Here is a 23988-nt window from a genome sequence, read left to right as displayed (position 1 = left end):
CTCCTAGATCTTGCGGCGGATCAGCGCCAGGAACATGGCGTCAGTGGCGTGGATGTGCGGCCAGAGCTGGGCGGTGGATTCATGGCCGGCCTCCAGCGAGCCGGGCAGGCTGACCGCGTCCAGGGCAGCGCCGGCGTCGAGTAGCTCCAGGTCGTTGCGTTTGCGCATCACATCGGCGACAACGGCGGTGGTTTCCGCCGGGTGCGGTGAGCACGTCACGTAGGCCACCACTCCCCCGGGCTTCACCGCATCCACGGCGGTGGTGAGCAGTTCGCGCTGCAGGATACCGAGTTCGCCGACGTCGGTGGGCTTGCGGCGCCAGCGGGACTCCGGGCGGCGGCGCAGGGCCCCCAGACCGGTGCACGGAGCGTCCACGAGAATCCGGTCGAAGGTTTCCGGGTAGTCCTCAGCGATGGTGCGGCCGTCTCCGGTCCGCACGTTCCAGGTCTCCCCCGGCACCGCGTCCAGCGCCTGGCGGACCAGCTGCGCCCGGTGCGGAGCGGGCTCGTTGGCCAGCAGCACGGCTCCGGATTCGTGCGCGAGGGCGGCCAGCAGCGCCGCTTTTCCACCGGGGCCGGCGCACATGTCCAGCCACTTTTCCACGCCGTCTTCATCCACGGAAGCACCGCCGAGGTCCAGTTCGGCCAGGGCGCGGGCCACCAGCTGCGAGCCGGCGTCCTGCACCCGGGTGGTGCCGGCGCGGACCGAGTCCAGCCGGCCGACGTCGCCGGCGGAGAACAGTGCGGAGTCCTTCACGAGCTCGCCGTCCACGGCTCCGGCGGCACGGGCCTCATCGAGGTTTCCGAGTCCGGGCAGGGCGACCAGGTTCACGACCGGGGCGTCATTGTCAGCACGCAGCAGGTCGGTGATTTCGTCGACGCTGCGTCCGTGCGCCACCAGGGACTGGCGGAGGGCACGGACAATCCATTCCGGGTGCGCGTGCTCGATGGCGGAGCGCTTCACGGCGTCGGTTTCACCCTCGGTAAGGATCTCCACCCACTCGTCCAGGCTGCGGGCGGAGACCTTGCGCAACACCGCGTTGATCAGTGCCGACGGTCCGGCGCCGATGACGGCACGGGCCAGGCCCACGGTCTGGTCAAGGGCGGCATGGGCCGGCACGCGCATGGCCAGCAGCTGGTGCGTGCCGATGCGGAGGGCATCGAGGACGGCGGGGTCCAGCCGTTCCAGCGGGCGGTCCACGCACTTGGCGAGGATGGCGTCATAGGTTCCCTGGCCGCGCAGTGCGCCGTAGGCCAGCTCAGTGGCGAAGCCGGCGTCGCGCTTGTCCAGCCGGTGCTTGCGGATGCTCTTGGGCAGCACAAGGTTGGCGTAGGCGTCCTCGCCGGAGACGGCGCGGAGCACCTCGAAGGCAACCAGCCGGGCCGGATCAGCGGCACGGGTGCGCTGGCCGGGGGCGGAGGCTGTCCGGGTCTTGACGGCGGCGCGGCGGCGTTCGTGGCCCTTGTCGTTGCGGTGTTTGTTGGGCTGGTCGGGCTGGGGGGTCATTCGAAGACCACGTCCTCACGGTTGGCGAGGCCGCGGGCCCAGTCGGCCCCCGGCATCATTTTCTTGCCTGCGGGCTGGACACGCAGCAGTTCGAGTCCGTGTGAGCCGGTGCCCACGACGGCGGCGGCGTCCCCGCCGCCGGTGAAGCGGACCTGTCCGGGGCGCAGGTCGGTGACGTCGGAGCGCAGCTGGGCAGCTCCGATCTTGAACCGGGCGCCGTCCCAGGTGGTCCACGCGCCGGGTTCGGGCGTGACGCCGTTAATCCGGCGGCGGATGGCCAGGGCGGGCTGCTGCCAGTCCACGCGGGCATCGTCGATGCTGAGCTTGGGCGCCAGGGTGATGTCGCCCTGCTGCGGCACCGGTACGGCAGCGCCGGCGTCGACCGCACTGAGGGTCTGTGCCAGCAGCACGGCACCGGAGTGCGAGAGGCGTTCCAGCAGATCGCCGCTGGTGTCCTCGGGCCGCACCGTTTCAGTGAGCGTGCCGTACACCGGGCCGGTGTCCAGTCCGGTTTCGAGCAGGAAGGTCGAGGCGCCGGTGATGTCGTCCCCCGCGATGACGGCGTGCTGCACGGGAGCGGCACCGCGCCAGGCAGGCAGCAGGGAGAAGTGCAGGTTGATCCAGCCGTGCTTCGGCACGGTGAGGGCGCGGGCCGGAACCAGGGCGCCGTACGCAACGATCGCGGCGACGTCGGGCTCCAGCGCGCTAATGGCAGCGATCGCTTCGTCGTCGACCTTCGCCGCGCGGATGACCGGCAGGCCCAGCTCCTGGGCGCGGGCGGCGACCGGCGACGGCGTCAGGACCTTCTTGCGGCCCAGCGGCGCGTCCGGACGGGTAAGGACGCCGACGACGTCGAACCCGGCGTCAATCAGTGCGTTCAGGGACGGCACGGCCACCGCGGGGGTGCCGGCGAACAGGACTCGCAGTGTCACGCTTACCTAAGCTCCGGTCTGGGTGCCGAAGGTGCCTTTGGCGGCGGCGACCTGGCCGAAGGTGCCGAAGCTGGACCCCACGCTTTGGGCGCGCAGGGCCGCGGTGCGGTCCGCGACGGCGTCGTATTCGCGCTGCCGGATGGCCCGCAGGGCTTCCTTACGGTGTTCCCCTTCGAGCCGGTCGATGTAGAGCGACCCGTTCAGGTGGTCCGTTTCGTGCTGGAAGCAGCGGGCGAGCATGCCCTCGCCCTCGATGCTGATCGGGTTGCCGTGCAGGTCGACGCCGGTGACCCGGGCCCAGCGGAAGCGCGGGGCCGGGTAGCCGAGTCCGGGGATGGACAGACAGCCTTCCAGGTGGTCCGGCTGGAGGTCTTCGCTGAGTTCCAGGACCGGATTCACGACGTGGCCCGACTGGCCGTCGACGCTGTAGGTAAAGACCCGAAGGCTCACGCCGACCTGCGGCGCAGCCAGTCCGGCCCCTTCCACGTCCTCCATGGTCTCCTCCATGTCCGCTACCAGCTTCGCCAGTTCGGGGCCGAAGTCGGTCACGTCTTCGGCGCGGGTCCGCAGGACCGGGTCGCCGAGCGTGCGGATAGTCAGGATGGCCATTGGAGTTTCGTTCCTTACTGTTGCTGCATGGGATCGGAATCCAGTCTAGTTGGCTCCGCTGCTGACCGGGACGATCAGGGCTGCGGAGCGCCTGCCGGCACTGAAGTCTGCGGATCTGCAGTCTCGGGGGCGGAGGCGGCGGGAGGTGCAGCCCGCGGGGCAGGGGTTTCGTGTGCTCCCACCGGGGGCGGCGGCACGGGAAGCAGGGCACGGCCGGCGGCAACGGCGTCGATGCTGGTCTGCCAGACCCGCCGCAGCGCGCAGAACTTGAACCAGTGCTGGGGCAGCACGTCCGGGTTGGCCCGCATGGGACGCACCTCGGTCTGTCCAACGGCGACTCCGAGCAGCAGCGGGTCCTGGCCGTATGCCCACGGCTCCCAGGTGCCGGCAGCGGCGTCGACCAGGGATTCCTGTGCCTTCATGCCTGCAACAAGCTGCATAACTACTTTGTCATCCAGCTGTTTGACCTGGCCGTCTCGGTCAGTGTTCTTGGTTTTGTAGTCGATCAGGCAAAGCCGGCCGCCGATGCGCGCCACGAGATCCAGGGTGCCTGCGTAGCCGAGTTCGGCATTCCACACGGTAATTTCCGGGGCGATGGGCTGGACGTCGTAGAGCTTCCACCATTCGTCGAACCGGTCCGCGAACTGGTGCTCTCCGCGGGCGGCCAGGTCCTCGCGGGCGCGTTCAACTTCATGCGGCCGGCCCAGGGCCCGGAGCGCCACCTGTTCGCAGTAGAAGTGGACGCGTGTACCCCGCTGGGCAGCGGCGTCGCGGTAGCGTTCGGAGGCCGAGGACGCTTCCTTCACTACGGAACGCAGCTGGGACGGGCTGCCGAGCGCGGCGGTGAGCTTGGGATCCTTCACGACGGCGGAGGCCGCCATATAGCTGTGCCAGCCGTCCAGGGAGGTGGAGCCCTGGGAAATCACTGTGGTGATGGACGGGACCGTGGGCGGCTCGGAAAGCGACCGCGAGTACATGCGGCCGTATTCGGTGGCGTGGGCCAGTGCTGGTTCAGTCATACAGACAGTTTGTCACCCGGCTCTGACGTTTAACCAAAACAGGCACCAGGAGTGATTCCTGATGCCTGCCGGTAAGAAAGGGTGGGCGATACTGGGTTCGAACCAGTGACCTCTTCGGTGTGAACGAAGCGCGCTACCACTGCGCCAATCGCCCCTCTGTACTGCTTTGTTCTGCTGTTTGGAGCTGATGCGCCCGTAAGCACTCCAACGTGTAAAGATGCTAGCCCACATCCGGCGCGAGTCCAAACCAGCCCTGATCCCGGGGCCGATTGGACGAACCCGCAAACGTCCTATAGAGTTTTTCTTCGTTGGAAAGCGGGGGTTCGCCGCGGAAAGCGCAAGCATTCCGGGGCACTTAGCACCTCGACTCATCAACATGCGGACGTAGCTCAGCTGGCTAGAGCACCACCTTGCCAAGGTGGATGTCGCGGGTTCGAATCCCGTCGTCCGCTCGCAAGTCACTGTACAAGCCGGTCCCGGTTGTTTACGGGTTCGGTTCTCCAAAGCTTTATGCGGCGGTTACGGTGGGGTGGCCGAGAGGCGAGGCAGCGGCCTGCAAAGCCGTATACGCGGGTTCGAATCCCGTCCCCACCTCCACAGTGGATTGTAAAGAACCCATTTATGGGCGCGATTGGCGCAGCGGTAGCGCGCTTCCCTGACACGGAAGAGGTCACTGGTTCGATCCCAGTATCGCGCACGAACAGTACTGTTTCAGTACTTTTCTTGCGGACGTAGCTCAGCTGGCTAGAGCACCACCTTGCCAAGGTGGATGTCGCGGGTTCGAATCCCGTCGTCCGCTCTCCCTTCTGCTTATGGTTTTCCAGGAGTAATCCTGAACGGGCCGAGCAGTTTAGGGCGCGATTGGCGCAGCGGTAGCGCGCTTCCCTGACACGGAAGAGGTCACTGGTTCGATCCCAGTATCGCGCACGGACAGTTTCGACTGTTTTTATTTGCGGACGTAGCTCAGCTGGCTAGAGCACCACCTTGCCAAGGTGGATGTCGCGGGTTCGAATCCCGTCGTCCGCTCTCCCCCGGCTTTGACCGCCGGAAAAGAAGGAACAGGTTTTTGCCTGTTCCTTCTTTTGTTTAAGCGTCTCCCCCACCAGTCCGACGCCCGGGTGCCAAATGTAAGTTTGCTTATTAGTTCTCCTACGCATAAAGTCTTTCGAGTAGAGAAAATGTCGACATGGTTTCAGTAGCGGGATCAAAGTTGCATGGCCGTCAGGCCGCTCACACCACTACTTAGGAGACCCACATGGCGAATACGCAGACTCACAACGATCACAGCACCACCGTTCGCAACGCCAACGACATCAAGGTGTCCACGCGGACCCTCGAATTCGCCGTTTACGTCCTGGCGGTTATCGCCACGGTCATCACGGCTGCAGTTGTCGGCGACAACGCCAGCGAAAACGGCCTTGACGCGTTCAACGCCGCACAGGCAATGGAATACATCACCTTCCTCACGGTCGGTCTGATGGTTGCCCGCGGCCTGGCCAAGTCCGGCCACCGCGGACACAGCAACAACAACAACGCGTAACCAGCGTTGACCGGCCCTGTGCCGGTAAAACAATTCCGGCGCGGCACCCAGGGGTGCTGCGCCGGAATTGTTTTAAATGCCTAGAGTGTCGTCCATGGACATCCGCCCGCTGGACCTCACTAATGACGCCGACATGGCTGCTGCGTACCGCGTTGAATCCTCAGCTAACCAAAATGTCCGGACCGGATGGACTCCCCTCGGCCGGGAAGCACGTATTCTCGGGTGGCGCACACCCAACGGATGGCGAAACCATTTGTTTGGAGCCTGGAACGGGACCACGCTGCTTGGCTTTGCTGCCGCGATGAATTCAGCGGACACTCCGGACACCACGTGGATATTTGTCTGGGTCGATCCTGCCCACCAGAACACGGGAGTTGGATCCGCGCTGGCCCGTGCAGCGGAAGATGCGAGTCCGGCGTCGACCACGAGGTTCGTGGCAAGCGCCTACCGCTCCACCACAGCCGAAATCGATGCGCTCACCCGGAAGTTCGCCTCCCCGCTGGGCTATACCGCGGCAACCACCGAAACCGTCGTCGAACTTGACCTCCGCGACGCCCAGTTGACCGGCCCGACGACGGCGCCGGGCTACGAGATCTCGACGTACGTCAACGGCGTCCCGGAACGGTTCCGGGAACAAGTGGGACAGATCAAAGGCCTGGTGGACGCCGAGGCCCCCAACGGTGAGCTCGGCTGGGGCGAGACCCCGGTCTCCCCTGCTGAATACGCGGAAGAAATCGACCTGTGGGTGGCTCAGGGATCCACAGTCATTGAATCCATTGCCGTGGACCTGAACGCAAACGTGGCGGCCTGGACCTGTTTGCTCGCCGCCACCCATCCCGGCCGCCCGGCGCAGATTGAAGGAACGCTCGTGGTTACCGGCCACCGCGGCCACGGACTCGGGGCAGCTGTGAAGCTGGCGTCGCTGCACCGTGCTGTTGAGAGTGGAAATGTCTCCAGAGTCCGGACCAGCAGCGATGATCAGAATGTCTGGATGCGTTCCATCAACACCCGGCTTGGTTTTACGCCCGTCGAGACGGAGATCATCCTGCAGAAGAAAAACGTCAGGCCGTAATCCGCTTCTGCTCCAGGTGGGCCGCATACAGCGTCTCCAGAGTGGAATGCAGCGGCCAGAACTGTGCGTTGGGAAGTGCAGCGCCGGCGACGGCGGCCTCCAGATACGTCAGGTGGGTGATCCAACCGGGCCCGTAGGAATCCACAAGGGTCCCGAGATCGTGGTGCGCGAATTCCAGCAGTGTTCCGGCATCGACGGTGCGCAGCCGGATGGCGATCCGGGAAACAGGTTCCTCCGGGAACTCCCAGGTCATGGCCAGCTTCTGCGGGCGGGCCATTTCCGTGATGACGCTGCGGGATCTGTAGCCTTCGCCGTGGTCGACGGCGACCGTTCCGCCGGTTCGCACATCGCATTCGATCGGCCGGCCCAGCCATTGGGACAGCAAGCCGGCATCGGTCAATCCGTTCCAGACGGCCTCAACCGATGCGGAAAAGGACCAGGCGATCGCCAGGGAACCATTGTCGGCGGAGACGGAAGTCAGCGGCATGGCCACGATTGTGGCACACCTCGGCGCCGGCCGCAGATCAGGCCCTGAGCACGTCGGCCAGGTCCTCGGCGGCAGAAAGATCCTCCAGCACCACTTGGTAGCGGTGGCTGCCGCCGTCGGAGAACGTCACGGCACCGGCGCCGCCCAGGTTAAGCCTCGTCAGGGAGCCGTGTGCGTGCCGTGTCACCGGCCAGTTCACCAGTCCGGTATTCAGGCCGTGATCTTTGGCCACCGTAATGTCCTGTATGTTTTGGCGCTGAATGGATCGATTCCACAGGGGTCCTCTCAGGATGGCGGCCTGCTGGTCCACCGCGACCGTGATCCGCGCAAGGAAGCACCACCAACCGGCAGCGAGCAGGAGCCCTGCGGCCGCTAAATACAACGGCCAGACGGAATCGGCGGCTGCCCCGACGGCCAACGCGCCGCCAACGGCTGCCAGGAAGGCACCGCCTCCCCACCGAAGCCATCCGGGCGGGCGCTCTACGAACCTGACGCCCCCGGCCAATCTCTGCGAAGCCATGGTGCCCCCTTCTGCGTCTGCTCGGCTGGGTGCCGGCTGTCGATGTGCAAACGGTACCGTCCACTTGCCTCGCTGGCGACCTAGCCGGCAGTGTCCTACTCTGTCACCGATTCCTGCCGCCGGGATGGCCTCCCGGATCCTCGTTGAAAGGAACCATCCATGAGCATTGCCATCTTCGGTGCAACCGGACAGCTCGGCGGCCTCACCATCGACTCCCTGATAGGACGCGGCACCGCCCCGGGGAACATTCTTGCCCTCGGCCGCAACCGGGACCGCCTGTCCGAGCTTGCCGACCGCGGCCTGCGTACCGCACAGGTTGACCTCAACGTCGCCACCACCGCAGCCGGTGTGCTGGACGGCGTCGAAAAGGTCCTGCTTATTTCCATGAGCGAACCGGGACGGCGCGTGCCGCAGCACGCCACCGCGGTGGAAGCGGCGCAGGATGCCGGGGTCCGTCACCTGGTCTACACGTCGGTTCTTGACGCGCCGACGTCGGTACTCGCCCTCGCTCCGGATCATCGGGCCACGGAGGAGCTCATCACCGCCTCCGGCATTCCGTCGACCTTTCTGCGTCACGGTTGGTACACGGAAAACCACCGGCAGGAGTTCGACGCCGCACGCCGGACGGGCGTCGTTGCCAACAGCGTGGGTTCAGGCCGCATTGCCAGCGCTCCGCGCCGGGATTATGCCGAGGCGGCCGCCGTCGTGCTGAGCACTCCGGGCCATGAGGGCACGGCCTATGAGTTGTCCGGGGACACGGCCTGGACCTACTGGGAGTTCGCGGCTGCCGCTCAGGAGGTGCTTGGCACTCCCGTCCGCTACGAGGTCCTGACACCGGCGGAGGAACAGAAACAACTGATCGGCCTCGGACTCGATGAGGGGACCGCTGGATTCCTGGGCACGCTCAATGCCAACATGCACGACGGCGCGCTGGCTCCGGCGCCGGGAGAGCTGTCCAAGCTGATCGGAAGGCCTACCGAGCCGCTGATCGACACGATGCGTTCCTGGATCGACTGAGCAACGTCTTATGCCGACGTGCGGCGGCGCCTGACATCCACGAATTCGAAGGCGAGAAAAGCGCCGATCCCCAACGGAACCCATTGTGCCGACGCAATACCCGGCGAAGACACTGGTGCCACCACGAGCGCCAGAATCAAGCAAAAAGCCGCAACACCGAAAATCACGACTTCCGCAGCCGACCACTTAGCCTTTTCCATCACTGCTCCCCCTGAAATCGCATTGGAATATCCGGTAACGCTCGGGCTTCCGGGCCCACGCATTAGTGAAACTATTGCGTGGGCCCGCGAATACCGTCAAGCCCTAGGCGGCGGTGTCCGGAATGGTCTAGCGCAGATTCGATAATTTCTTGGCTTGGTATGTGTAATGCTTCCGCCGCGCTGAGTCCCTGCCGGAAGGCCGAAGGGTTCGCCAGCGTCGCGATCGGCAACGAACCATATGGTTTGTTAGCCTAGGGGCATGAGCACGTACCCCCACATCTCTCCGGCCAAAGCGGGGCGCAAGGAATGGCTCGCGCTCATCGTCCTGATCCTGACCGTGACCCTGCTGGCCATTGATGGAACCGTCCTCTACATGGCTGTCCCCGCGCTGACTGCCGAGCTTGCGCCTACCGCGACACAGATCCTCTGGATCGGTGACATTTATTCGTTTGTCCTGGCCGGGCTGCTGGTAACCATGGGCAACCTCGCGGACCGGATCGGCCGTAAACGGCTCCTGATGATCGGGAGCATCGCCTTCGGCGGTGCCTCTCTGCTGGCGGCCTTCGCACCTTCCGCGGAGATCCTGATTGCGGCCCGCGCTTTGCTGGGTATTGCCGGCGCGACCATCATGCCGTCAACCCTGTCGATCATCCGCAACCTGTTCCACGATCCGATCCAGCGGACGCGGGCCATAGCTATTTGGTCTGCCGGAGCAATGGCAGGCGGCGCGGTCGGGCCGCTGGTAGGCGGCGCCCTGCTGGAATTCTTCTGGTGGGGTTCGGTCTTCCTGATCAACGTTCCGGTGATCGCCCTCATCGTGGTCCTTGGCATTTGGCTCCTACCCGAGTCGCGCAATCCCGACGCCGGAAGAATCGACCTCGTTTCCGCCGTGCTTTCCGTGCTGGCCATTGTGCCGGTGGTCTACGCCGTCAAGCAGGTGGTCGGTCAAGGGATCGATTGGTCCGTCTTCCCGGGCCTCCTCCTTGGTCTGGCCGCCGGGTGGGTTTTCGTCCGGCGGCAGCAAAGGCTGGAAACACCCCTGGTCGACATCAGCCTGTTCCGCATTCCAGCCTTCGGCGGAGCGGTTGCCGCCAACGCGCTTTCCATCTTTGCCTTCTTCGGACTGCTGTTCTTCTTCTCCCAATACCTGCAATTAGTCCGCGGATACTCCCCCTTCTGGGCCGGCATGGCCGAAATGCCCGCGACGGTTGCTTCCCTGGCCGTTGTGGGTGTGGTCGGGTTCGCCTTGTCCAAGCTGGGTCTGGGGCGTGCGATTGCAGCCGGCCTGCTCATCGGTGCCCTCGGGCTGGCGATGCTCGGGCTGACCGAAGGGCTGCCCAGCTACCTGGGCATAGGAATTGCACTGGCGGTGATCGGCCTGGGGACGGGCCTGGCCATGACGCTGTCCACGGATGCCGTGGTGGCTGCGGCTCCGCCGGCACGTGCCGGTGCCGCATCCTCTATCGCCGAGACGGCCTATGAGCTCGGTGTTGCCCTGGGCATCGGGGTCCTCGGATCGGTCCAGACCGCCCTCTACCGGGCGCAGCTGGAGGTTCCCGCCGGCACCCCGCCCGAAGCGGCGGCGGCGTTGCAGGATTCCCTGGCCAGCGCCGCCGGCGAACTGGGCGGAACCGATGACGCATTGCTGGCCCTGGCGCAGCAGGCGTTCACGCACGGCATGCAGGTGACATCGTTTATTGCTGCCGCGCTGCTGGTGGTGGCCGCGGTTATCGCCTGGCGGCTTATCCCGTCTGCTAAGAACACCGGAGACGCCCGTGGAACCCACTGAAACACCTGCTACGCGCGATAAGGAACGGACGCGGCGGGCCATCATCGACGCCGCGTCCCGAATGTTCTACACGCACGGCGCGAACGTCAGCCTTGCTGACATTGCGGCAGCAGCCGGAGTGTCCAAGGGTGCGCTGACCCACCACTTCACCACCAGAAGCGCCCTTGAGGAAGCAATCCTGGTGGACGTGTCACAGCGCTTCCGGGACGCGGTCCACGAGCGCTTGGATTTATCAGAGGACCGGCCGGGCAGGCTGCTCCGCGCGTACATCCGGACTTTGACCGACGACGACGCCGCAGCACGAGACGTCTTCTCGGCCGGTTCGCTCCTGCTCATTATCGGGAGTGACCAGACCGGCCAGGAGGTGCTTAAGGCAGATGCGGAGAAATGGCGGAAAGCTTTCGACGCCGACGGTATCGATTCCGTCCAGTCGTTGATTATCCGCTATGCGGCTGAAGGAATCGCTGCCTCTGTCGGAACCCCCTACCTGACTGCGGCTGAACTCAAAGCCGCCCGCGCCCGCCTTCTTGCGATGGCGGAACCTGCTTAGCGGGAGCCCGTTTCCCCCGACCCCGCTTGGCCGGCCCGGCGCTCCAGCCGCCGCCGTATGGCTACGAAGACAATGCCGGCAAGGACTATGTGCACCAGCACAAGAGCGATAGCGTCCGGTTCAACAAATGTGATGGTCCATCCTGAGTCGAGCCATCCCGTTCCGCCGAGAATCGTGCGGGTGACCGTCAGCTGCGTCCAGTGGAATGCAACCGCCACCAGCAACGCCCCGGACAGAGGGATGCGGCGGGCCGCTATGAGCGCCAGCCCGAACAGCACCAGCTGCACGATATAGACAACCGGGTCATTGCCTGCCGGGAACACCTCGATGTGCCCGCCGTCGCCCCCGAGCACCGTGGTGACAGCCCACCGCACCGGACCAACCACCACTCCAATGAACGGGAACAGGGCCGTGGTCACCAGCGTCGCGACCGCGGTCCCCCAGCCGTCCCGCAGGTTCGTCCATACATACCCGCGCAGGGCCAGTTCCTCCGGAAGCGCCTCATAGAGGGCCAGCACCACGCCGTTCAAGAGGAGGAAGCCCAGGAAAGCGGCGACGTCGACCTCTTCCACACGTATCCACCCGGCCAGGCCTGCGGGTAGCCAGACGAGAACTCCGGTCACGGCGCCGACGGCGACGCCCAGGGTCAGCGGGCGGACGGCTGACCGGCTGAGGCCGAGCCCGTCCAGACCGCGGTGGTCCAGCCTACGACGCAGCAGCACGATGCCCGGCACCACAATGGCGGTCATCAGGAGTGCCTGCAGCAGGACTACAGCCAGCCGCCCCCAGCCAAAAGCTTGACCCAGGGCTTCCGAAATTCCGATCGACACACCCAGGCCGAGTCCAAGGAACACCCAACCGAGAACCGCCGCCAGAGCTGCCCGTCCATGCGGAATTGGCCGGCGGGTGTGCTCCGGTAGCGGGGACGGGGCTCCGGGGGTCAAAGTGCGTGCAGGCATCGATCGGTCCTCGTACGTGGGCGGTAGGGCATCGGTGATACGGCCCCAGTCCACCACCCGAAACTCCCTGACCTCTGGAGCCACGCCCGGGCGGCGGACAGCACCTCGAGCCCGACGTGCAGCCGGAATACTCGCATAGGCACCGCGGGGACTACTTGGTTTTTCTGAGGGCCGAGCCGGCCCATGTGGAAAAGCTACGTGTTCGCGGAACTCAGCCGCCCCTAGGCTCGAACTGCCTCGGCCGGGGGCGTGGCGGGGAAACCACGGGAGGCCTGGAGGCAAGTCTCGCATTGCACCCACCAATGCTGAGGAGAACACCGTGAAGAAATCATCACCTGCCCTCGCCGTCCTTGCCGCAACTGCAGCTCTGGGGCTGGCAGCCTCACCTGCGTCCGCCGGCGGCCGGCACCACCCGCCGTCACCCCCACCCGCTCCCGTTGCCGGGGAAGTGACCACCGTTGCCGACGGGCTGAACAGTCCCCTGAGCTTCGCCGTCGGCCGAAGGGGCACCCTCGACGTAGCCCAATCATTTATTGGACTTCTGACCCGCGTTACCGGCGGCGGCGAACCCGAAGTCCTCGCGGCGGAGCCCGAGGGTTATGGTGTTGCCGGCGTTTCCCGCGCGCGCGGGACCACCTACTACACGGCTGGTATCGGTGCGGGAACGTACAACCCGGAGACGACCATCGCGCTGCTGAAGTCAGTTGACCGGGACGGCAACGTTGAGACCGTCGCCGACATCGCCGCCTACGAATTCGCCGAGAATCCGGACAGCATCAACACCTACGGATTCGAGGAGGCGCTTCCCGCCGAATGTGCGGCACAGCTGCCGCCGACTCTCGCCCCTGCTCCCTACACCGGGCTGACGGACTCCAACCCCGTCGCTTCCCTGCCGTCCCGGGACGGAGTCTTTGTGGCCGACGCCGGGATGAATGCCCTGGTCCTGGCCGGGTACGACGGCAGCGTCTCCACGGTTGCCGTGCTGCCGCCGATACCGTTTACCGTTACCGCTGAGACGGCCGGAGCCTTCGGGTTGCCCGAGTGCATAGTGGGACTCACCTACAGCGTGGAACCCGTGCCGACCGACGTCGAACGCGGGCCCGACGGCGCCCTGTACGTCACCGCGCTGCCGGGAGGGCTGGAAGGAGCGGCCCCCGGATCGGTCTTCCGGATCGACCCAGCCACGGGCGTGACGGAACTTGTGGCCGCCGGCTTCTTCGGTGCCACCGGACTAGCAGTGAACGACAACGGAGACATCTTCGTGGCTGAACTGTTCGGCAGCCGGATTTCCGTGGTGCCGGCCGGATCGGACACCCCCGAGCTGTTCCTTGAGGTCAACCAGCCAGCCGCCCTGGAACTGCGCGGTGATGCTCTGTATGCCTCGGTGGATGCCCTGGCCGGCGCAGCACCGACCGAGCCCAGCACGGAGGAGCCGCCGGTGGCGGAACCTCCGGCAGAACCGGCTCCGACGGCCGCCAGCATCATCCGGATTGAGCTGGACAACAACTGCGGCAGGGACCACCACCACGGCGGCCGTCACGGTCATACCGGTAACGGTGTCCGCGACGGCGGCGAGGAGGACTAGCGAAGGCTATGCCGGTAGAGGAAAGTCCTTTCCTCTACCCCCTTGCGGACCTACCATGGACGGGAACGGGAAACGAGCGGGTTTCCCCTGTGAAAGGAGGTGATCCGTGTCTGTATTTGACGAGCTCAAGGGCAGGGCCGGTGAGCTGAAGGAAAAGGCCACCGGATTTGTCGGACAGAATGCCGACAAGATCAAGGGCGGTATCGATCAGGCGGGGAACTTCGTGGACCAGAAGACCGGCCGCAAGTACTCCAGCAAGATCGATGGTTTCCAGAGCAAGGCCTCCGAAGCGGTTGATAAGACCAACCGCAACCGGGAGCCGGGTGCCGGCAGCGGCCCCGAGCAGACGCCTCCGGCCTAATCAGCCCCAGGAGCACGACAAAGGAAGCGCCGGTCCCGCCGTGAGGCGGCACCGGCGCTTCCTTCGTTTAACGTCCGGCGCGGCCGGACTCAGGGATTCAGGACGCTTCGCCTGTCTGGCCCTCGCGGGCCAGGGCGGTCAAACGCGAGACGGCGCGGAAATACTTCTTCATGTAGCCGCCGGCCATCATTTCCTTGGTGAACAGCTGATCGAACGGAACACCGCTCGCCAGGATCGGCACATCCTTGTCGTACAGCCGATCCGCCAGCACTACAAAGCGCAGCGCCACGGACTGTTCGGTAATGGTCTGCACGTTGTGCCAGGCCACGGCGTCGACCCCGTCGATCAGCTGGCGGTACCGGCTGGGGTGGACCTGGGAGAGGTGGTTGATCAGTTCGGAGAAGTCGTCAACGGCGACGGTCCGGCCCGAGAATTCCGCTTCCATCCGGCTTTCCAGTTCGCCGTCCGAGACCGGCTGCGGGGACTCCGGCAGCCCGCGGTGGCGGTAGTCCTCGCCGTCAATGCGGACGACGTCGAACTGGTCCGCCAGGACCTGGATCTCGCGCTGGAAATCGACGGCGGCAAAGCGGCCTTCGCCCAGGGAACCCGGCAGGGTGTTGGAGGTCGCCGCGAGCTTCACGCCGGCGTCGGCCAGCTCCCGCATCAGGCGGGACATCAGCACTGTATCGCCCGGATCGTCGAGTTCGAATTCGTCGATGCAGACCAGGTTGTAGGCGCTCAGCGCCTCCACGGTCTTGCGGAAGGACAGCGCGCCCACCAAGTTGGTGTACTCCACGAACGTGCCGAAGGCCTTGGGGCCCTCCACCGCGTGCCAGAGGGAGGCCAGAAGGTGGGTCTTTCCGACGCCGAAACCACCGTCAAGGTAGAACCCGGCTTTGGTCTCGGGCTTTTTACCGCCGAAGAACTTCCGCAGGGCACTGGGCTCCGGGGTGTCGACGTCGGCGGCGAAGGTGCGCATCGCGCCCACGGCTTTGGCCTGCGACGGCTGCGCCGGATCGGGCCGGTAGGAATCGAAGGACACGCTGCCGAACCGGGGCGAGGGGAAGAATCCCTGCAGCAGTTCATCCACCGATACCTGGGGAGTACGTTCTGTCAGGTGCTCGAGTTGTGCCACTGCGCGCTTTCCGTCCGTTTGATGCCTGCGTCCGGCTGGTGCCTGGACTGCTTTCCTGCGGCGTTTCGCCGCCCTCGCAACGATACGCCAATGCGTCTGGGAATTTGGAAACGCTGCCGATGGACGGGGCAGGGTCTGCAGCCCATAGTCGGAGCATGACAATGCGGAAGGATGTCGGATGGTTCCGACGGTATTCGGCGGGCGAGCTGGGGCTTATGGGGTTGGAGTTCGGTACCTCCGCTGCTGCCGTGGGCGGCGGCATGCTTCTGGCTCTGCGTCCTGACGGGGCGTTTCTGCATGCCGATCCGTCCGTGCTGCGGCGGACCCCGTTTCGGAACTGGCGGCTTCCCGGCCTGCTCCTGGCCGCGGGTTGCGGCGGGGGCTATCTGGCTGCGGGGCTGCTGCACCTGCGGCGGCATCGTGCAGCGCGGTTGGTTTCGTTAGCAGCCGGTGTTTCTCTCATCGGTCTCGAAGCGTGGGAAATCGTGGTTGTCGAGTATCAGCCGCTGGAGGTGATGTTCGCGGCCGTCGGTGCCGCCGTCGTTGTGCTGGCGTTGCGTCTGCCGCCTGAGGCTTCCGCTGCAGCCGTTCCCTGGGTGGCACCTGCGTCACACCTCGGACGTGGCCAACCGCGACATCGCGCGGACGTCACCAGCTGAACGGACGTCGTCAACTGAACTGAATAAACGGTGCCGCCAACTGAACTGAATAAGCAGTGCCGTGTTTATTTGGTCGGCTCAGAACGTTTATTTGGTCGGCTCAGAACGGCGGTATCGAGTCCTCCAGATGTTCTTGCAGCGCTGATTCGGTTTGTCCCGGGTTTCCCTGCTTGGAATCCGGTCGCGGGTCAGGGTCTGGTGTTCGGGTGGGCGTCGTTTCCGGTGGCCCGAGTTCCAGGAAAGGCTCGGTCCGGTAAATGCGTCCGGTCGGTGAGGTCCACTCGATCACTCCCGGCTCAGGTTGGCAGGCCTTCCAAAGGCCCAGGGTCTTGAACCGGTGGTGCCTGCGGCAGAGGTGTTCCAGGTTCCCGTGGTCCGTGGGCCCTCCCTTCGCCCAGTCGATGGTGTGGTCGATGTCCGCGTTCGCGGTGCTGACCCGGCAGCCGGGGAACCTGCAGGTTCCGTCCCTTGCACGGAGCCAGCGTCTAAGGCCGGCCGGCACTTTCCGGCGCCGTCCCACCCCCAGGATTTCTCCCGTCTCCGGATCCTGCGCCAAACCGGTCCAGCCGGCAGCGTTCCGGGCCAGCCGTCGGGCCGCTTCGGCGCTGATGGGCCCGTAACCGTGCAGTTCGGCCGGCTTGTCGTCGGCTCCGAAGAGCGTTTCGGCGTTGATCAGGACCATGATTTCCGCCCGCGGCACGACGCTGCCGTCATCACATCCGGTCCCACCGGCGCCGGCCGCCCTGGTCCCGCCCGCACTCGCCTTCCCGGCTGCCTGGCCACCGCCGTCAGTCGTCCCGCCCGAGCCTGAGCGGAGGCCGCCCATCAGCAGCTGGGCCAGAATGTCGGCACGCAGCTGATCGGTGGACCTGGAATCCCCGGCCGCCTGTTCCCCACGGGCAGCGGTACTAAGGGTCGTGTAGACCTGCTGGGCTTCCTCGGCCCGAAGATAGGCAGACAGGCAGGACATGCCATCTTCTTCGCGGTCAAGGGTGACCTTGCGGTTCTCGAACGCGGTCAGATGCCTTTTGCTGACGGTGTCCGGAAACTTCATTTCGCGCAGCCGCCGGGCTTTGCAGGCGAACTGAGCCCTAGTCTTCCCCTCTGCAGCCTTCAGCAGGTCCGCCTCAAACCCGGGCAGTTTCTCGGTGGGAACGTTCTCACACTGGTCCAGCACTACCTGCGCGTGCTGGTAACTAAGCTGCCCTTCTTCCAACGCGGCCAGGGTAGCGGTGTGAGTCCCGCACAGCATGCCAGCTTCGAACATCAGCCGCTGCCCGGTAACTTGCGGAACGTTCAGGATGGCGGCGCATTCAGAAGCTGCGAGGTTGAACGCCATCCCGGGTTCGAGCCGCCCCGACGCGGCATGGAAATCGTCCCGGAAAATCTCCTTCATCCGGTTCACTAGGCGGGCCTCCTGCGCCTGCACCCAGGACATCGCATGCGCCATCCGGGACAGAGCTTCGCCGACCATCTGCTCGTCAAAGGATTCAAGGTTCTGCAACGCCAATGTCCCGGTAAAACCGTCCGGATACCCCTCGGCAGGAATCCCGGCTTCGGAAGCGCCTGCAGTAGAGGCGTCGGCTCCGGAATCAGCGGCCGTGGGACCTCCGGGATCGGCTGGCTCGGTGACGGAGGGGTCGACAAGGCGTGGCCCGGCATCAGGAACGGGATTCTCGGCTGATCGGGTGCCGTCCTCGGGAGTGGCAGCGGAAGTGTCCGTACTCGCGTCAGCAGTCCCGGAAGACTGGGCAGCCAGTTCCGCCCGGTACACCGACAGGGTGCAAGGCTTACGGGACGCATCTGCTTCACCAGTCTGCCCCGTTGGCTGCTGGTCTTCACTGCCTGGTTCTTCGGTTGTCCGTCCGGTGTTCCCGAGCTGATCCATACCCTCAGGATTTCATCCGGCACTGACATTTCCGGACCAAAAACAGCCCCAAAACAGCCCCTCCAAGAAACCGAAAATACCTGTCTTTCTAACGCCACTACTTACCCCAGGACGCTGATACTCCAGACTTGCATCCAGGGCCACACCGAGCCCCTCGCCGGACCGGCCTGCCCAACTCGAGCTGCAACCCTCGATGATGATTTGCGGGGTCAGCCAGTTGGTTTGCGGAGTCGGTCAAACCGCTGGAAACCGGCACCCGCAACACGACCGCAGGCCCCGCCCACCTCTCCGGTTCGATCCGTTGGAAGTTTTCCGTCCCCGTCGTCGTTAGGCTAGATAGAAGCCCAATTGTCGAGGAAAGAAGTTTCGCGTATGTCGATCGCAGCTGACAGCAGTCCCAAGTTCACCGCTTATGCCCATCCGGAACGTCTGGTCTCCACACAGTGGCTGGCCGACAACCTGGACGCGGAGAACCTGGTGGTCCTCGAATCCAACGAGGACATCCTGCTGTACGAAACGGGACACATCCCCGGTGCCCGGAAGATCGACTGGCACACCGACCTCAACGATGCCGATACGCGCGACTTCGTAGACGGCAAGGCTTTCGCCCAGCTGATGGCCCGCAAGGGCATCACCCGGGACTCCACCGTCGTCATCTACGGCGACAAGAGCAACTGGTGGGCCGCCTACGCCCTCTGGGTTTTCACCCTGTTCGGCCACGAGGACGTACGCCTGCTCGACGGCGGCCGCGACAAGTGGATTGCCGAAGGCCGGCCGATGACCACGGACAAGGTTTCCGTGGACCCCACCGAATACCCCGTCGTTGAGCGCAACGACGAGAAGATCCGCGCCTTCCTGCCCGACGTCGTCGGACACCTGGGCAAGGGACCGCTGATCGACGTCCGCTCCCCCGCCGAATACACCGGCGAACGCACCCACATGCCCGATTACATGGACGAGGGCGCCATGAAGGGCGGGCACATCCCCACCGCTAAGTCCGTCCCGTGGAGCAAGGCCGCCGCAGAAGACGGCACCTTCCGCAGCCGGGAGGAACTTGAGGCGCTGTACAAGGACGACGCCGGGCTGAAGGAAGGCGACGACGTCGTGGCCTACTGCCGCATCGGCGAACGGTCCAGCCACACCTGGTTTGTCCTCAAGCACCTGCTCGGCTTCGAATCCGTACGCAACTATGACGGCTCCTGGACCGAATGGGGCAACGCAGTACGTGTGCCGATTGCCCGCGGTGAAGAACCCGGCAACGCCCCCAGCTGATCTTCCACCGCTTCAAAGAAAGAAATACGCATGACTGCCACCCCCGAAACAGCCGTCCCGGACTCCCTGGCCGAGATCATTGACGACTTCCAGGCCATGGAGGAATCCGACCGCCTGGAACTGCTGCTGGAATTCTCCCGCAGCCTGCCCGAGCTGCCGGCCGAAATAGCCGACCGCCCCGAGCTGCTGGAACAGGTCGTGGAATGCCAGTCGCCGGTGTTCCTCAGCCTGGACGTGGACGACTCCCCCGAACACCTGGTGTCGCTGTTCTTCAAGGCACCGCCGGAGGCTCCCACCACCCGCGGGTTCGCCAGCGTCCTGTACGAAGGCCTGAACGGGCTTCCAGCCGCGGACATCCTGGCCGTTCCCGCCGATGTTCCTGACCGTCTTGGCCTCACGCGGGCCATCACCCCGCTGCGCATGCGGGGAATGTCAGCCATGCTGGGACGCATCAAGCGCCGGCTCGCCCAGCACGAAAAACTGGCACAGCAGCCGTCGCAGCCGTAACCGGCCGGGCCCAGGTGTAACTCGGGCGGCCGCAGGAGCACAGGAGGCGCAGCCATGTCAGGACACCGCGACAAGCATTCGGGCAAGGGCGCGACGCCGGCCACCAAGGTACTGGACGACGCGGGGGTTACGTACGCGGTGCGTCATTATGAGCACGACGCCGGCGCGCCGTCGTACGGGCTGGAAGCCGCGGAAAAGCTCGGCGTGCCACCCGAAGCTGTCTACAAAACGCTGATGGTGGACCTCGGCGGGCACCTCGCAGTGGCCATGGTTCCGGTGGCCCTGAACCTGGACCTGAAGAAGTTCGCCGCGCTGATGGGTGCGCGCAAGGCCGTGATGGCCGACCGCCGCGACGCAGAGCGGCGGACCGGCTACATGGTGGGCGGCATTTCGCCGCTGGGCCAGAAGCACCCCTCCCCCGCAGGAATCGATTCCCGGGTGGAACTGCTGGACACGGTGTATGTATCGGGCGGCCGGCGGGGCCTGCAGATCGGGCTGTCGCCGTTTGACCTGATCCGGCTCACGCACGCCGTCGCGGCGCCGATCGCTGCGGCGCCTGCCTAGCCCGCGCCGAGAAGCCCGCGGGATAGAAACCCGCTACTCCGCGTCGAGACGGTGCTCCGAGGGATGCCGGGTGCGGCCCAGTGCGTCGTTCAGCCAGCTCAGCACCACACGCTCCCACCGCTCCGGATCCACGTTGTATTCCTTGGTGTGCCGGGCCCTGGTGAAGGGCTCGAACGTAATGACGTCCGGGTTCTTCTCCGCCAGTTCCGCGGACGGACCGTAGGGCACAAAGTCGTCATCCTTGCTGTGCAGGATGAGCGTGGGGGTCCGGATTTCCTCCGCCCGGGTCACCCAGTCCATGCTCTTGAGGTCCAGCGGCGCGGCCAGGCCGGTCAAGGCGCGGCCGGCAGCGTTGGAAATCAGCCACTGGCCCAGCCGGCCGGCCTGCGCCGGAATCCGGTTCACCCGGGCATGGTGGGCCAGCACGTCCACCCAGTTGATTACCGGACCGTCCAGCACCATGGCGCGGATGTACCGGTTCAACGGCGAACGGTCGGCAGCCTGCAGGCTGATTGCCCCGCCCATCGACCAGCCGAACAGCACCACGTCCTTGGCGCCGTGGTCCAGGGCGTAGCGGATGGCCGCCTCGACGTCCTGCCATTCGGTCAGCCCCAGCCCGTAACGGCCGTCGGGAGCGTAGGGGGCCTCGCCGTCGTTGCGGTAGGAAATCACCAGGCTGGTCAGTCCGGCTTCCCGGGCGGTGCGCAGGGCCCGCAGGCACTCGGTGCGCCGGGCGCCGCGGCCGTGGACCATGATCGCCCAGGTCTCGGCCCCGGGGGTACGCACCAGCCAGGCCGGCGCTTCTCCCCCGTCCACGGGAATGGAGACTTCCTCTTCCGGAAGGCCGACGGCGGCGGGCGAGGGATAGACGGAGCCGCTCCACCAGCCGCGCCGGGCCTTGCCCAGGTCGCCGCTGTACACCTCCTCCACATCCCGCTGCACGGTACCCTCGCGCGGCACATAGGAGCGGATGGCACCGATCCGGGCGTGACCGTCGCCGTTGTCGAAGTACAGGCTGTAGGTACCCTCGACCGTGGTGTCGAGGTTGGCCGGCAGAATGATCTGGCGGCCATGCTCGCTGTCGGGGACAGCCAGGATTTCCAGGTTCGCGTCCCGCGCGCGCGCCGGCGTGACAACCTGGCGCGCGAAGTAAATGCCGAGGCCGGAGGCGGCCGCCACGACGGCCGTGGATGCTGCGGCGCCGATGCCGGCACCGAACGCCGTCCAACGGACCCACGGAACCGACAGAACCGGGGTGGTGCCGGCGGATGCATCAGGAGGAACGGAAATACCCATAGAACATTTTTACCGGATGGGCACTGGCTCCGTGTAACGGCAGGCCGGTGCGGCCCCTGATGAGAGCTTCAGGGAGGGGCGTACTAGGCTGGTGCGCATGACTTCGACAATTGTGGTGCTGACGGAAGAATCGCTGGGTAGCCGCGATATTGAGAACCTGCGGTCCCTGGTGGGCGATGCCCCCGTCCGCTTTGACGTACTGGTGCCCGCCGATCCGGGACGGAACCTGCTGGTGGACGTGCTGGACAACCTCAGCCTGCTGGATTTCGCGGAAGCGTTCCGGAGCCTGACCGGCGGCCGCCAGTCCAAGGCCGACGAGGTGAAGGAAGCTGTCACCTCGCTCGCCGACTCACTGGAGCAGCTGCACGCGGCCGGTATGGAGGCCACCGGCACGGTCACCGGTGAAGACCCGGTGGCCGCCGTCGTCGAAACCGCCAAGCGGACGTCCGCGGACCAGGTGGTCGTGATCACCCGGCCGCACGCCGTCGAGGATACGTTCCGCACCGACTGGGCCAATGAAGCCCAGGACCGGCTCGGCGTGCCCGTGCTGCATCTGTACACCGGCTCGGGATTTATTGGCGAGTCTTAAGCGTTGACGCGGATATGACTACCGAAGAGAACACCGGAACCGTCCCTGTCCAGAAGACCGACGAACAGTGGCGCGAGGAACTCACCCCGCAGGAATTCGCGGTGCTGCGCAAGGCCGGCACCGAACGGCCGTACACCGGCGAGTACTGGGACACCAAGACCGCCGGCGTGTACCAGTGCCGCGCCTGCGGCAGCGATCTGTTCACCAGCAGCGAGAAGTTCGATTCGCACTGCGGCTGGCCGTCCTTCTTCGCCCCGCTGGCCGAGGGCAAGGTGCGCTACCTGCATGACCGCAGCATGGGTATGGACCGGGTTGAGGTCCGCTGCGCCAACTGCGATTCGCACATGGGCCACCTGTTCGAGGGCGAAGGTTTCGACACACCCACCGATCAGCGGTTCTGCATCAACTCCATCTCCGTGAAGCTGGTCCCGCAGGACGCGTCCGCCGGCACCGCAGAGTAGGACCCCATGGAGCACGGAGTCTTTCCCGGGGAAACCGTGGCCGGGCCGGACGTCCCGGACGAGGTCATTGACACGTACCGGGAGCTGAGCGCGGACATCGCGTCCGGCGTCGGCGTGGTGTCCACCCGCCTGCGCGGACGCGACTACGCGGCTACGGTCAGCGGGTTCCTCTCCGTCTCCTACGATCCGCCCACCCTCCTGGTGAGCCTGTACGCGGAGGCGCGCATTGCAGAGGCAGTGGTCGACGCCGGCAGCTGGGCCCTGAGCCTGCTGCCGGCCCGGCTGCGCGGCACCGCCAACTGGCTCGCCAGCCCCGGCTCGCCCCTCGAAGGGCTCCTGACCCAGGTCGACTACGGCAGGGCGCCGGAAACCGGTGCCGTCATCATCGAGGACTCCATCGCCTGGTTCGAGGTCCGCACCACGCAGGTGACAACGGCGGCTACGCACCAGCTGGTCATCGGCGAGGTGGTAGCCATGGGCCGCCGGGCCAACGCCGACGACGAGGCGGACCCGCTCGTGCACTTCGCCTCCGCCTACGCCCGACTGGCCCGCTGATCCTGCCCGGAACCATTGTTTCCCCACCGCGTCCCACGTAACGTCGAGGAACGGGGGAAATGTTCCGCAGCCGCATGGACGGCGGGACCACCGGTCCTCAGGAGATGCAAATGGCCACAGACCAATACCATGAGCCGCCTTCCGAACTTCCCGCAGAAACCCGGACCTTTGCACGCATGTGCGCCAGTCTCGCCGAGGAAGCCGAAGCCATCGGCTGGTACGTCCAGCGGATGGCGGTGGAGCCGGATGCCGAGTCGCGGGCCATCATGCTCGATTCACTCGGCGAGGAATTCAAACACTTCAGCATGGAACTGGAATTCCTGCTGCGCCGCACTCCCCTCTGGCGGGACATCGCCCGGGGCATCCTCTTCACCGACGGTGACATAGTCCGGCACGGCGAGGCCTCGGAGGCTGAAGCCACCGGCGACTAGCCGTACCCGTTTTCCTCCGCTCAGGGAGGTGCCGCATGGCACGCAACAGCCTGCTGGACCGTTTCCGTCCCGTCGGCGCGCCCGGGCCCGCCGGACCCGCCGGTGTTCCGGCCATCGACGACGAGGGTATGGCCGCTGAGCTCATCCCGGTCTTTGAAGCCCTCGACACCACGATCAGCGAAAGCCAGGGCCGTACCGAATCCGCCGAGGCGCAGGCCCAGCAGACGGTGGCCGCCGCCCGCCGGCAGGCCGCGGCCCTGGTGGAGCAGGCCCGGATGGACAGCGCCGCCGTAAGGGCCGACGCCGCGGCGCGGGTGTCCGCCGAAGCCGCCCGCGAGGACGAACAACTGCTCGCCGCCGCCAAAGAGGAGGCCGAAACCCTTCGCAGGCAGGGCGAATCCCGCGTACCTGAGCTCGCCTCCGCCATCGTGGCAGACCTGGTGCAGGACCTCCTGGGCCGCGGAACGGACCCCGGCGAATGAGGG

27 protein-coding genes and 7 tRNA genes are annotated in these 23988 nt (G+C 65.7%); 22 read left to right on the top strand and 12 right to left on the bottom strand.

The features are described 5' to 3' along the window. Positions 1-3: 3 nt before the first annotated feature. The 5 genes from N2K95_RS07155 to N2K95_RS07135 all read right to left on the bottom strand — a co-directional run bounded on the left by N2K95_RS07155 (position 4) and on the right by N2K95_RS07135 (position 4220). Positions 4-1506 carry an RsmB/NOP family class I SAM-dependent RNA methyltransferase gene (locus N2K95_RS07155; RefSeq protein WP_260653501.1) on the bottom strand — a complete coding sequence of 501 codons (1503 nt, stop codon included), beginning with the start codon at positions 1504-1506 and terminating at the stop codon, positions 4-6. Next, complete coding sequence (gene fmt / locus N2K95_RS07150) at positions 1503-2432, bottom strand: methionyl-tRNA formyltransferase (RefSeq protein ID WP_260653757.1); 930 nt, start codon at positions 2430-2432, stop codon at positions 1503-1505. Before fmt ends, N2K95_RS07155 begins: the two co-directional genes overlap by 4 nt. Positions 2433-2444: 12 nt before the next feature. Next, positions 2445-3047 carry a peptide deformylase gene (def, locus tag N2K95_RS07145; RefSeq protein ID WP_260653500.1) on the bottom strand — a complete coding sequence of 201 codons (603 nt, stop codon included), beginning with the start codon at positions 3045-3047 and terminating at the stop codon, positions 2445-2447. Between the two features lie 74 nt (positions 3048-3121). Then, complete coding sequence (locus tag N2K95_RS07140) at positions 3122-4066, bottom strand: PD-(D/E)XK nuclease family protein (RefSeq protein ID WP_260653499.1); 945 nt, start codon at positions 4064-4066, stop codon at positions 3122-3124. Between the two features lie 82 nt (positions 4067-4148). Continuing rightward, a tRNA-Val gene (locus N2K95_RS07135) sits at positions 4149-4220 on the bottom strand. Positions 4221-4444: 224 nt separating this feature from the next. Between N2K95_RS07135 and N2K95_RS07130 the strand changes: the two genes are divergently transcribed. The 8 genes from N2K95_RS07130 to N2K95_RS07095 all read left to right on the top strand — a co-directional run bounded on the left by N2K95_RS07130 (position 4445) and on the right by N2K95_RS07095 (position 6678). Then, a tRNA-Gly gene (locus N2K95_RS07130) sits at positions 4445-4518 on the top strand. A 71-nt stretch (positions 4519-4589) separates the two neighbouring features. Then, positions 4590-4663: transfer RNA gene (locus N2K95_RS07125), tRNA-Cys, on the top strand. Positions 4664-4691: 28 nt separating this feature from the next. Then, positions 4692-4763, top strand: a tRNA-Val gene (locus N2K95_RS07120). Positions 4764-4791: 28 nt separating this feature from the next. After that, a tRNA-Gly gene (locus N2K95_RS07115) sits at positions 4792-4865 on the top strand. 56 nt (positions 4866-4921) lie between these two features. Beyond that, positions 4922-4993 (top strand) — tRNA-Val (locus N2K95_RS07110). A 25-nt stretch (positions 4994-5018) separates the two neighbouring features. Continuing rightward, positions 5019-5092, top strand: a tRNA-Gly gene (locus tag N2K95_RS07105). Positions 5093-5321: 229 nt separating this feature from the next. Beyond that, positions 5322-5606: a hypothetical protein gene (locus N2K95_RS07100; protein ID WP_260653498.1), complete on the top strand. Its 285-nt coding sequence runs from the start codon at positions 5322-5324 to the stop codon at positions 5604-5606. Between the two features lie 94 nt (positions 5607-5700). Then, positions 5701-6678, top strand: a complete 978-nt coding sequence (locus N2K95_RS07095) for a GNAT family N-acetyltransferase (protein WP_260653497.1) — start codon at positions 5701-5703, stop codon at positions 6676-6678. Here N2K95_RS07095 and N2K95_RS07090 read toward each other — a convergent pair. After that, positions 6668-7165 carry an SRPBCC domain-containing protein gene (locus tag N2K95_RS07090; protein ID WP_260653496.1) on the bottom strand — a complete coding sequence of 166 codons (498 nt, stop codon included), beginning with the start codon at positions 7163-7165 and terminating at the stop codon, positions 6668-6670. The genes N2K95_RS07095 and N2K95_RS07090 overlap by 11 nt on opposite strands. Before the next feature lie 37 nt (positions 7166-7202). After that, positions 7203-7685, bottom strand: coding sequence for a hypothetical protein (locus N2K95_RS07085; protein WP_260653495.1), 483 nt, complete (start codon positions 7683-7685; stop codon positions 7203-7205). Between the two features lie 159 nt (positions 7686-7844). Here N2K95_RS07085 and N2K95_RS07080 point away from each other — a divergent pair, with 159 nt between their 5' ends. Continuing rightward, a complete protein-coding gene (locus tag N2K95_RS07080; RefSeq protein WP_260653494.1) occupies positions 7845-8702 on the top strand; it encodes an SDR family oxidoreductase in 858 nt (285 codons plus the stop codon). An 8-nt stretch (positions 8703-8710) separates the two neighbouring features. Here N2K95_RS07080 and N2K95_RS07075 read toward each other — a convergent pair whose 3' ends face one another. Then, complete coding sequence (locus N2K95_RS07075; protein ID WP_260653493.1) at positions 8711-8902, bottom strand: hypothetical protein; 192 nt, start codon at positions 8900-8902, stop codon at positions 8711-8713. Positions 8903-9161: 259 nt separating this feature from the next. On the opposite strand from N2K95_RS07075, the gene N2K95_RS07070 reads away from it, so the two are divergent. Both N2K95_RS07070 and N2K95_RS07065 read left to right on the top strand, forming a co-directional pair. Continuing rightward, positions 9162-10691, top strand: coding sequence for an MFS transporter (locus tag N2K95_RS07070; RefSeq protein WP_260653492.1), 1530 nt, complete (start codon positions 9162-9164; stop codon positions 10689-10691). After that, positions 10678-11241 carry a TetR/AcrR family transcriptional regulator gene (locus tag N2K95_RS07065; protein ID WP_260653491.1) on the top strand — a complete coding sequence of 188 codons (564 nt, stop codon included), beginning with the start codon at positions 10678-10680 and terminating at the stop codon, positions 11239-11241. Before N2K95_RS07070 ends, N2K95_RS07065 begins: the two co-directional genes overlap by 14 nt. Here the strand turns inward: N2K95_RS07065 and N2K95_RS07060 are convergent. Continuing rightward, complete coding sequence (locus tag N2K95_RS07060; RefSeq protein WP_260653490.1) at positions 11238-12071, bottom strand: CPBP family glutamic-type intramembrane protease; 834 nt, start codon at positions 12069-12071, stop codon at positions 11238-11240. The genes N2K95_RS07065 and N2K95_RS07060 overlap by 4 nt on opposite strands. Before the next feature lie 448 nt (positions 12072-12519). On the opposite strand from N2K95_RS07060, the gene N2K95_RS07055 reads away from it, so the two are divergent. Together N2K95_RS07055 and N2K95_RS07050 are read left to right on the top strand one after the other, a co-directional pair. Then, on the top strand, positions 12520-13785 hold the full coding sequence (locus tag N2K95_RS07055) for a ScyD/ScyE family protein (protein ID WP_260653489.1): 1266 nt from the start codon (positions 12520-12522) through the stop codon (positions 13783-13785). 106 nt (positions 13786-13891) lie between these two features. Beyond that, a complete protein-coding gene (locus N2K95_RS07050; RefSeq protein ID WP_260653488.1) occupies positions 13892-14146 on the top strand; it encodes an antitoxin in 255 nt (84 codons plus the stop codon). A 97-nt stretch (positions 14147-14243) separates the two neighbouring features. Here the strand turns inward: N2K95_RS07050 and zapE are convergent, their stop codons facing one another. Further along, complete coding sequence (gene zapE / locus N2K95_RS07045) at positions 14244-15281, bottom strand: cell division protein ZapE (protein ID WP_260653487.1); 1038 nt, start codon at positions 15279-15281, stop codon at positions 14244-14246. Positions 15282-15436: 155 nt separating this feature from the next. On the opposite strand from zapE, the gene N2K95_RS07040 reads away from it, so the two are divergent. Next, complete coding sequence (locus tag N2K95_RS07040) at positions 15437-15940, top strand: hypothetical protein (protein WP_260653486.1); 504 nt, start codon at positions 15437-15439, stop codon at positions 15938-15940. Between the two features lie 100 nt (positions 15941-16040). Here N2K95_RS07040 and N2K95_RS07035 read toward each other — a convergent pair whose 3' ends face one another. Next, positions 16041-17828 (bottom strand): HNH endonuclease, encoded by a 1788-nt coding sequence (locus tag N2K95_RS07035; RefSeq protein WP_260653485.1) that lies wholly within the window; start codon positions 17826-17828, stop codon positions 16041-16043. A 372-nt stretch (positions 17829-18200) separates the two neighbouring features. On the opposite strand from N2K95_RS07035, the gene N2K95_RS07030 reads away from it, so the two are divergent. From N2K95_RS07030 to ybaK, 3 genes are read left to right on the top strand one after another with little or no spacing between them, the layout of a single operon-like run. Beyond that, complete coding sequence (locus N2K95_RS07030) at positions 18201-19100, top strand: sulfurtransferase (RefSeq protein WP_260653484.1); 900 nt, start codon at positions 18201-18203, stop codon at positions 19098-19100. A 30-nt stretch (positions 19101-19130) separates the two neighbouring features. Next, positions 19131-19607 carry a SufE family protein gene (locus N2K95_RS07025; protein WP_255792506.1) on the top strand — a complete coding sequence of 159 codons (477 nt, stop codon included), beginning with the start codon at positions 19131-19133 and terminating at the stop codon, positions 19605-19607. A 54-nt stretch (positions 19608-19661) separates the two neighbouring features. After that, positions 19662-20171, top strand: a complete 510-nt coding sequence (gene ybaK / locus N2K95_RS07020; RefSeq protein WP_260653483.1) for a Cys-tRNA(Pro) deacylase — start codon at positions 19662-19664, stop codon at positions 20169-20171. Between the two features lie 33 nt (positions 20172-20204). On the opposite strand, the gene N2K95_RS07015 is transcribed toward ybaK, so the two are convergent. Continuing rightward, entirely contained in the window at positions 20205-21467 is a 1263-nt protein-coding gene (locus N2K95_RS07015) for an alpha/beta hydrolase family protein (RefSeq protein ID WP_260653482.1), read from the bottom strand. Positions 21468-21564: 97 nt separating this feature from the next. Between N2K95_RS07015 and N2K95_RS07010 the strand changes: the two genes are divergently transcribed. From N2K95_RS07010 to N2K95_RS06990, 5 genes are all read left to right on the top strand, one after another. After that, positions 21565-22056, top strand: coding sequence for a hypothetical protein (locus tag N2K95_RS07010; RefSeq protein WP_255792513.1), 492 nt, complete (start codon positions 21565-21567; stop codon positions 22054-22056). A gap of 14 nt (positions 22057-22070) precedes the next feature. Further along, positions 22071-22517, top strand: a complete 447-nt coding sequence (msrB, locus tag N2K95_RS07005) for a peptide-methionine (R)-S-oxide reductase MsrB (protein ID WP_255792514.1) — start codon at positions 22071-22073, stop codon at positions 22515-22517. Between the two features lie 6 nt (positions 22518-22523). Continuing rightward, positions 22524-23072, top strand: a complete 549-nt coding sequence (locus N2K95_RS07000; protein ID WP_260653481.1) for a flavin reductase family protein — start codon at positions 22524-22526, stop codon at positions 23070-23072. 110 nt (positions 23073-23182) lie between these two features. Further along, a complete protein-coding gene (locus N2K95_RS06995; protein ID WP_255792516.1) occupies positions 23183-23503 on the top strand; it encodes a ferritin family protein in 321 nt (106 codons plus the stop codon). Positions 23504-23538: 35 nt separating this feature from the next. Beyond that, on the top strand, positions 23539-23985 hold the full coding sequence (locus N2K95_RS06990; protein ID WP_260653480.1) for a hypothetical protein: 447 nt from the start codon (positions 23539-23541) through the stop codon (positions 23983-23985). Positions 23986-23988 lie beyond the last annotated feature (3 nt).

It is taken from the genome of Arthrobacter zhaoxinii, assembly GCF_025244925.1.
Lineage (GTDB): Bacteria > Actinomycetota > Actinomycetes > Actinomycetales > Micrococcaceae > Arthrobacter_B > Arthrobacter_B zhaoxinii.
This window is presented reverse-complemented; position numbering and strand designations above follow the sequence as displayed.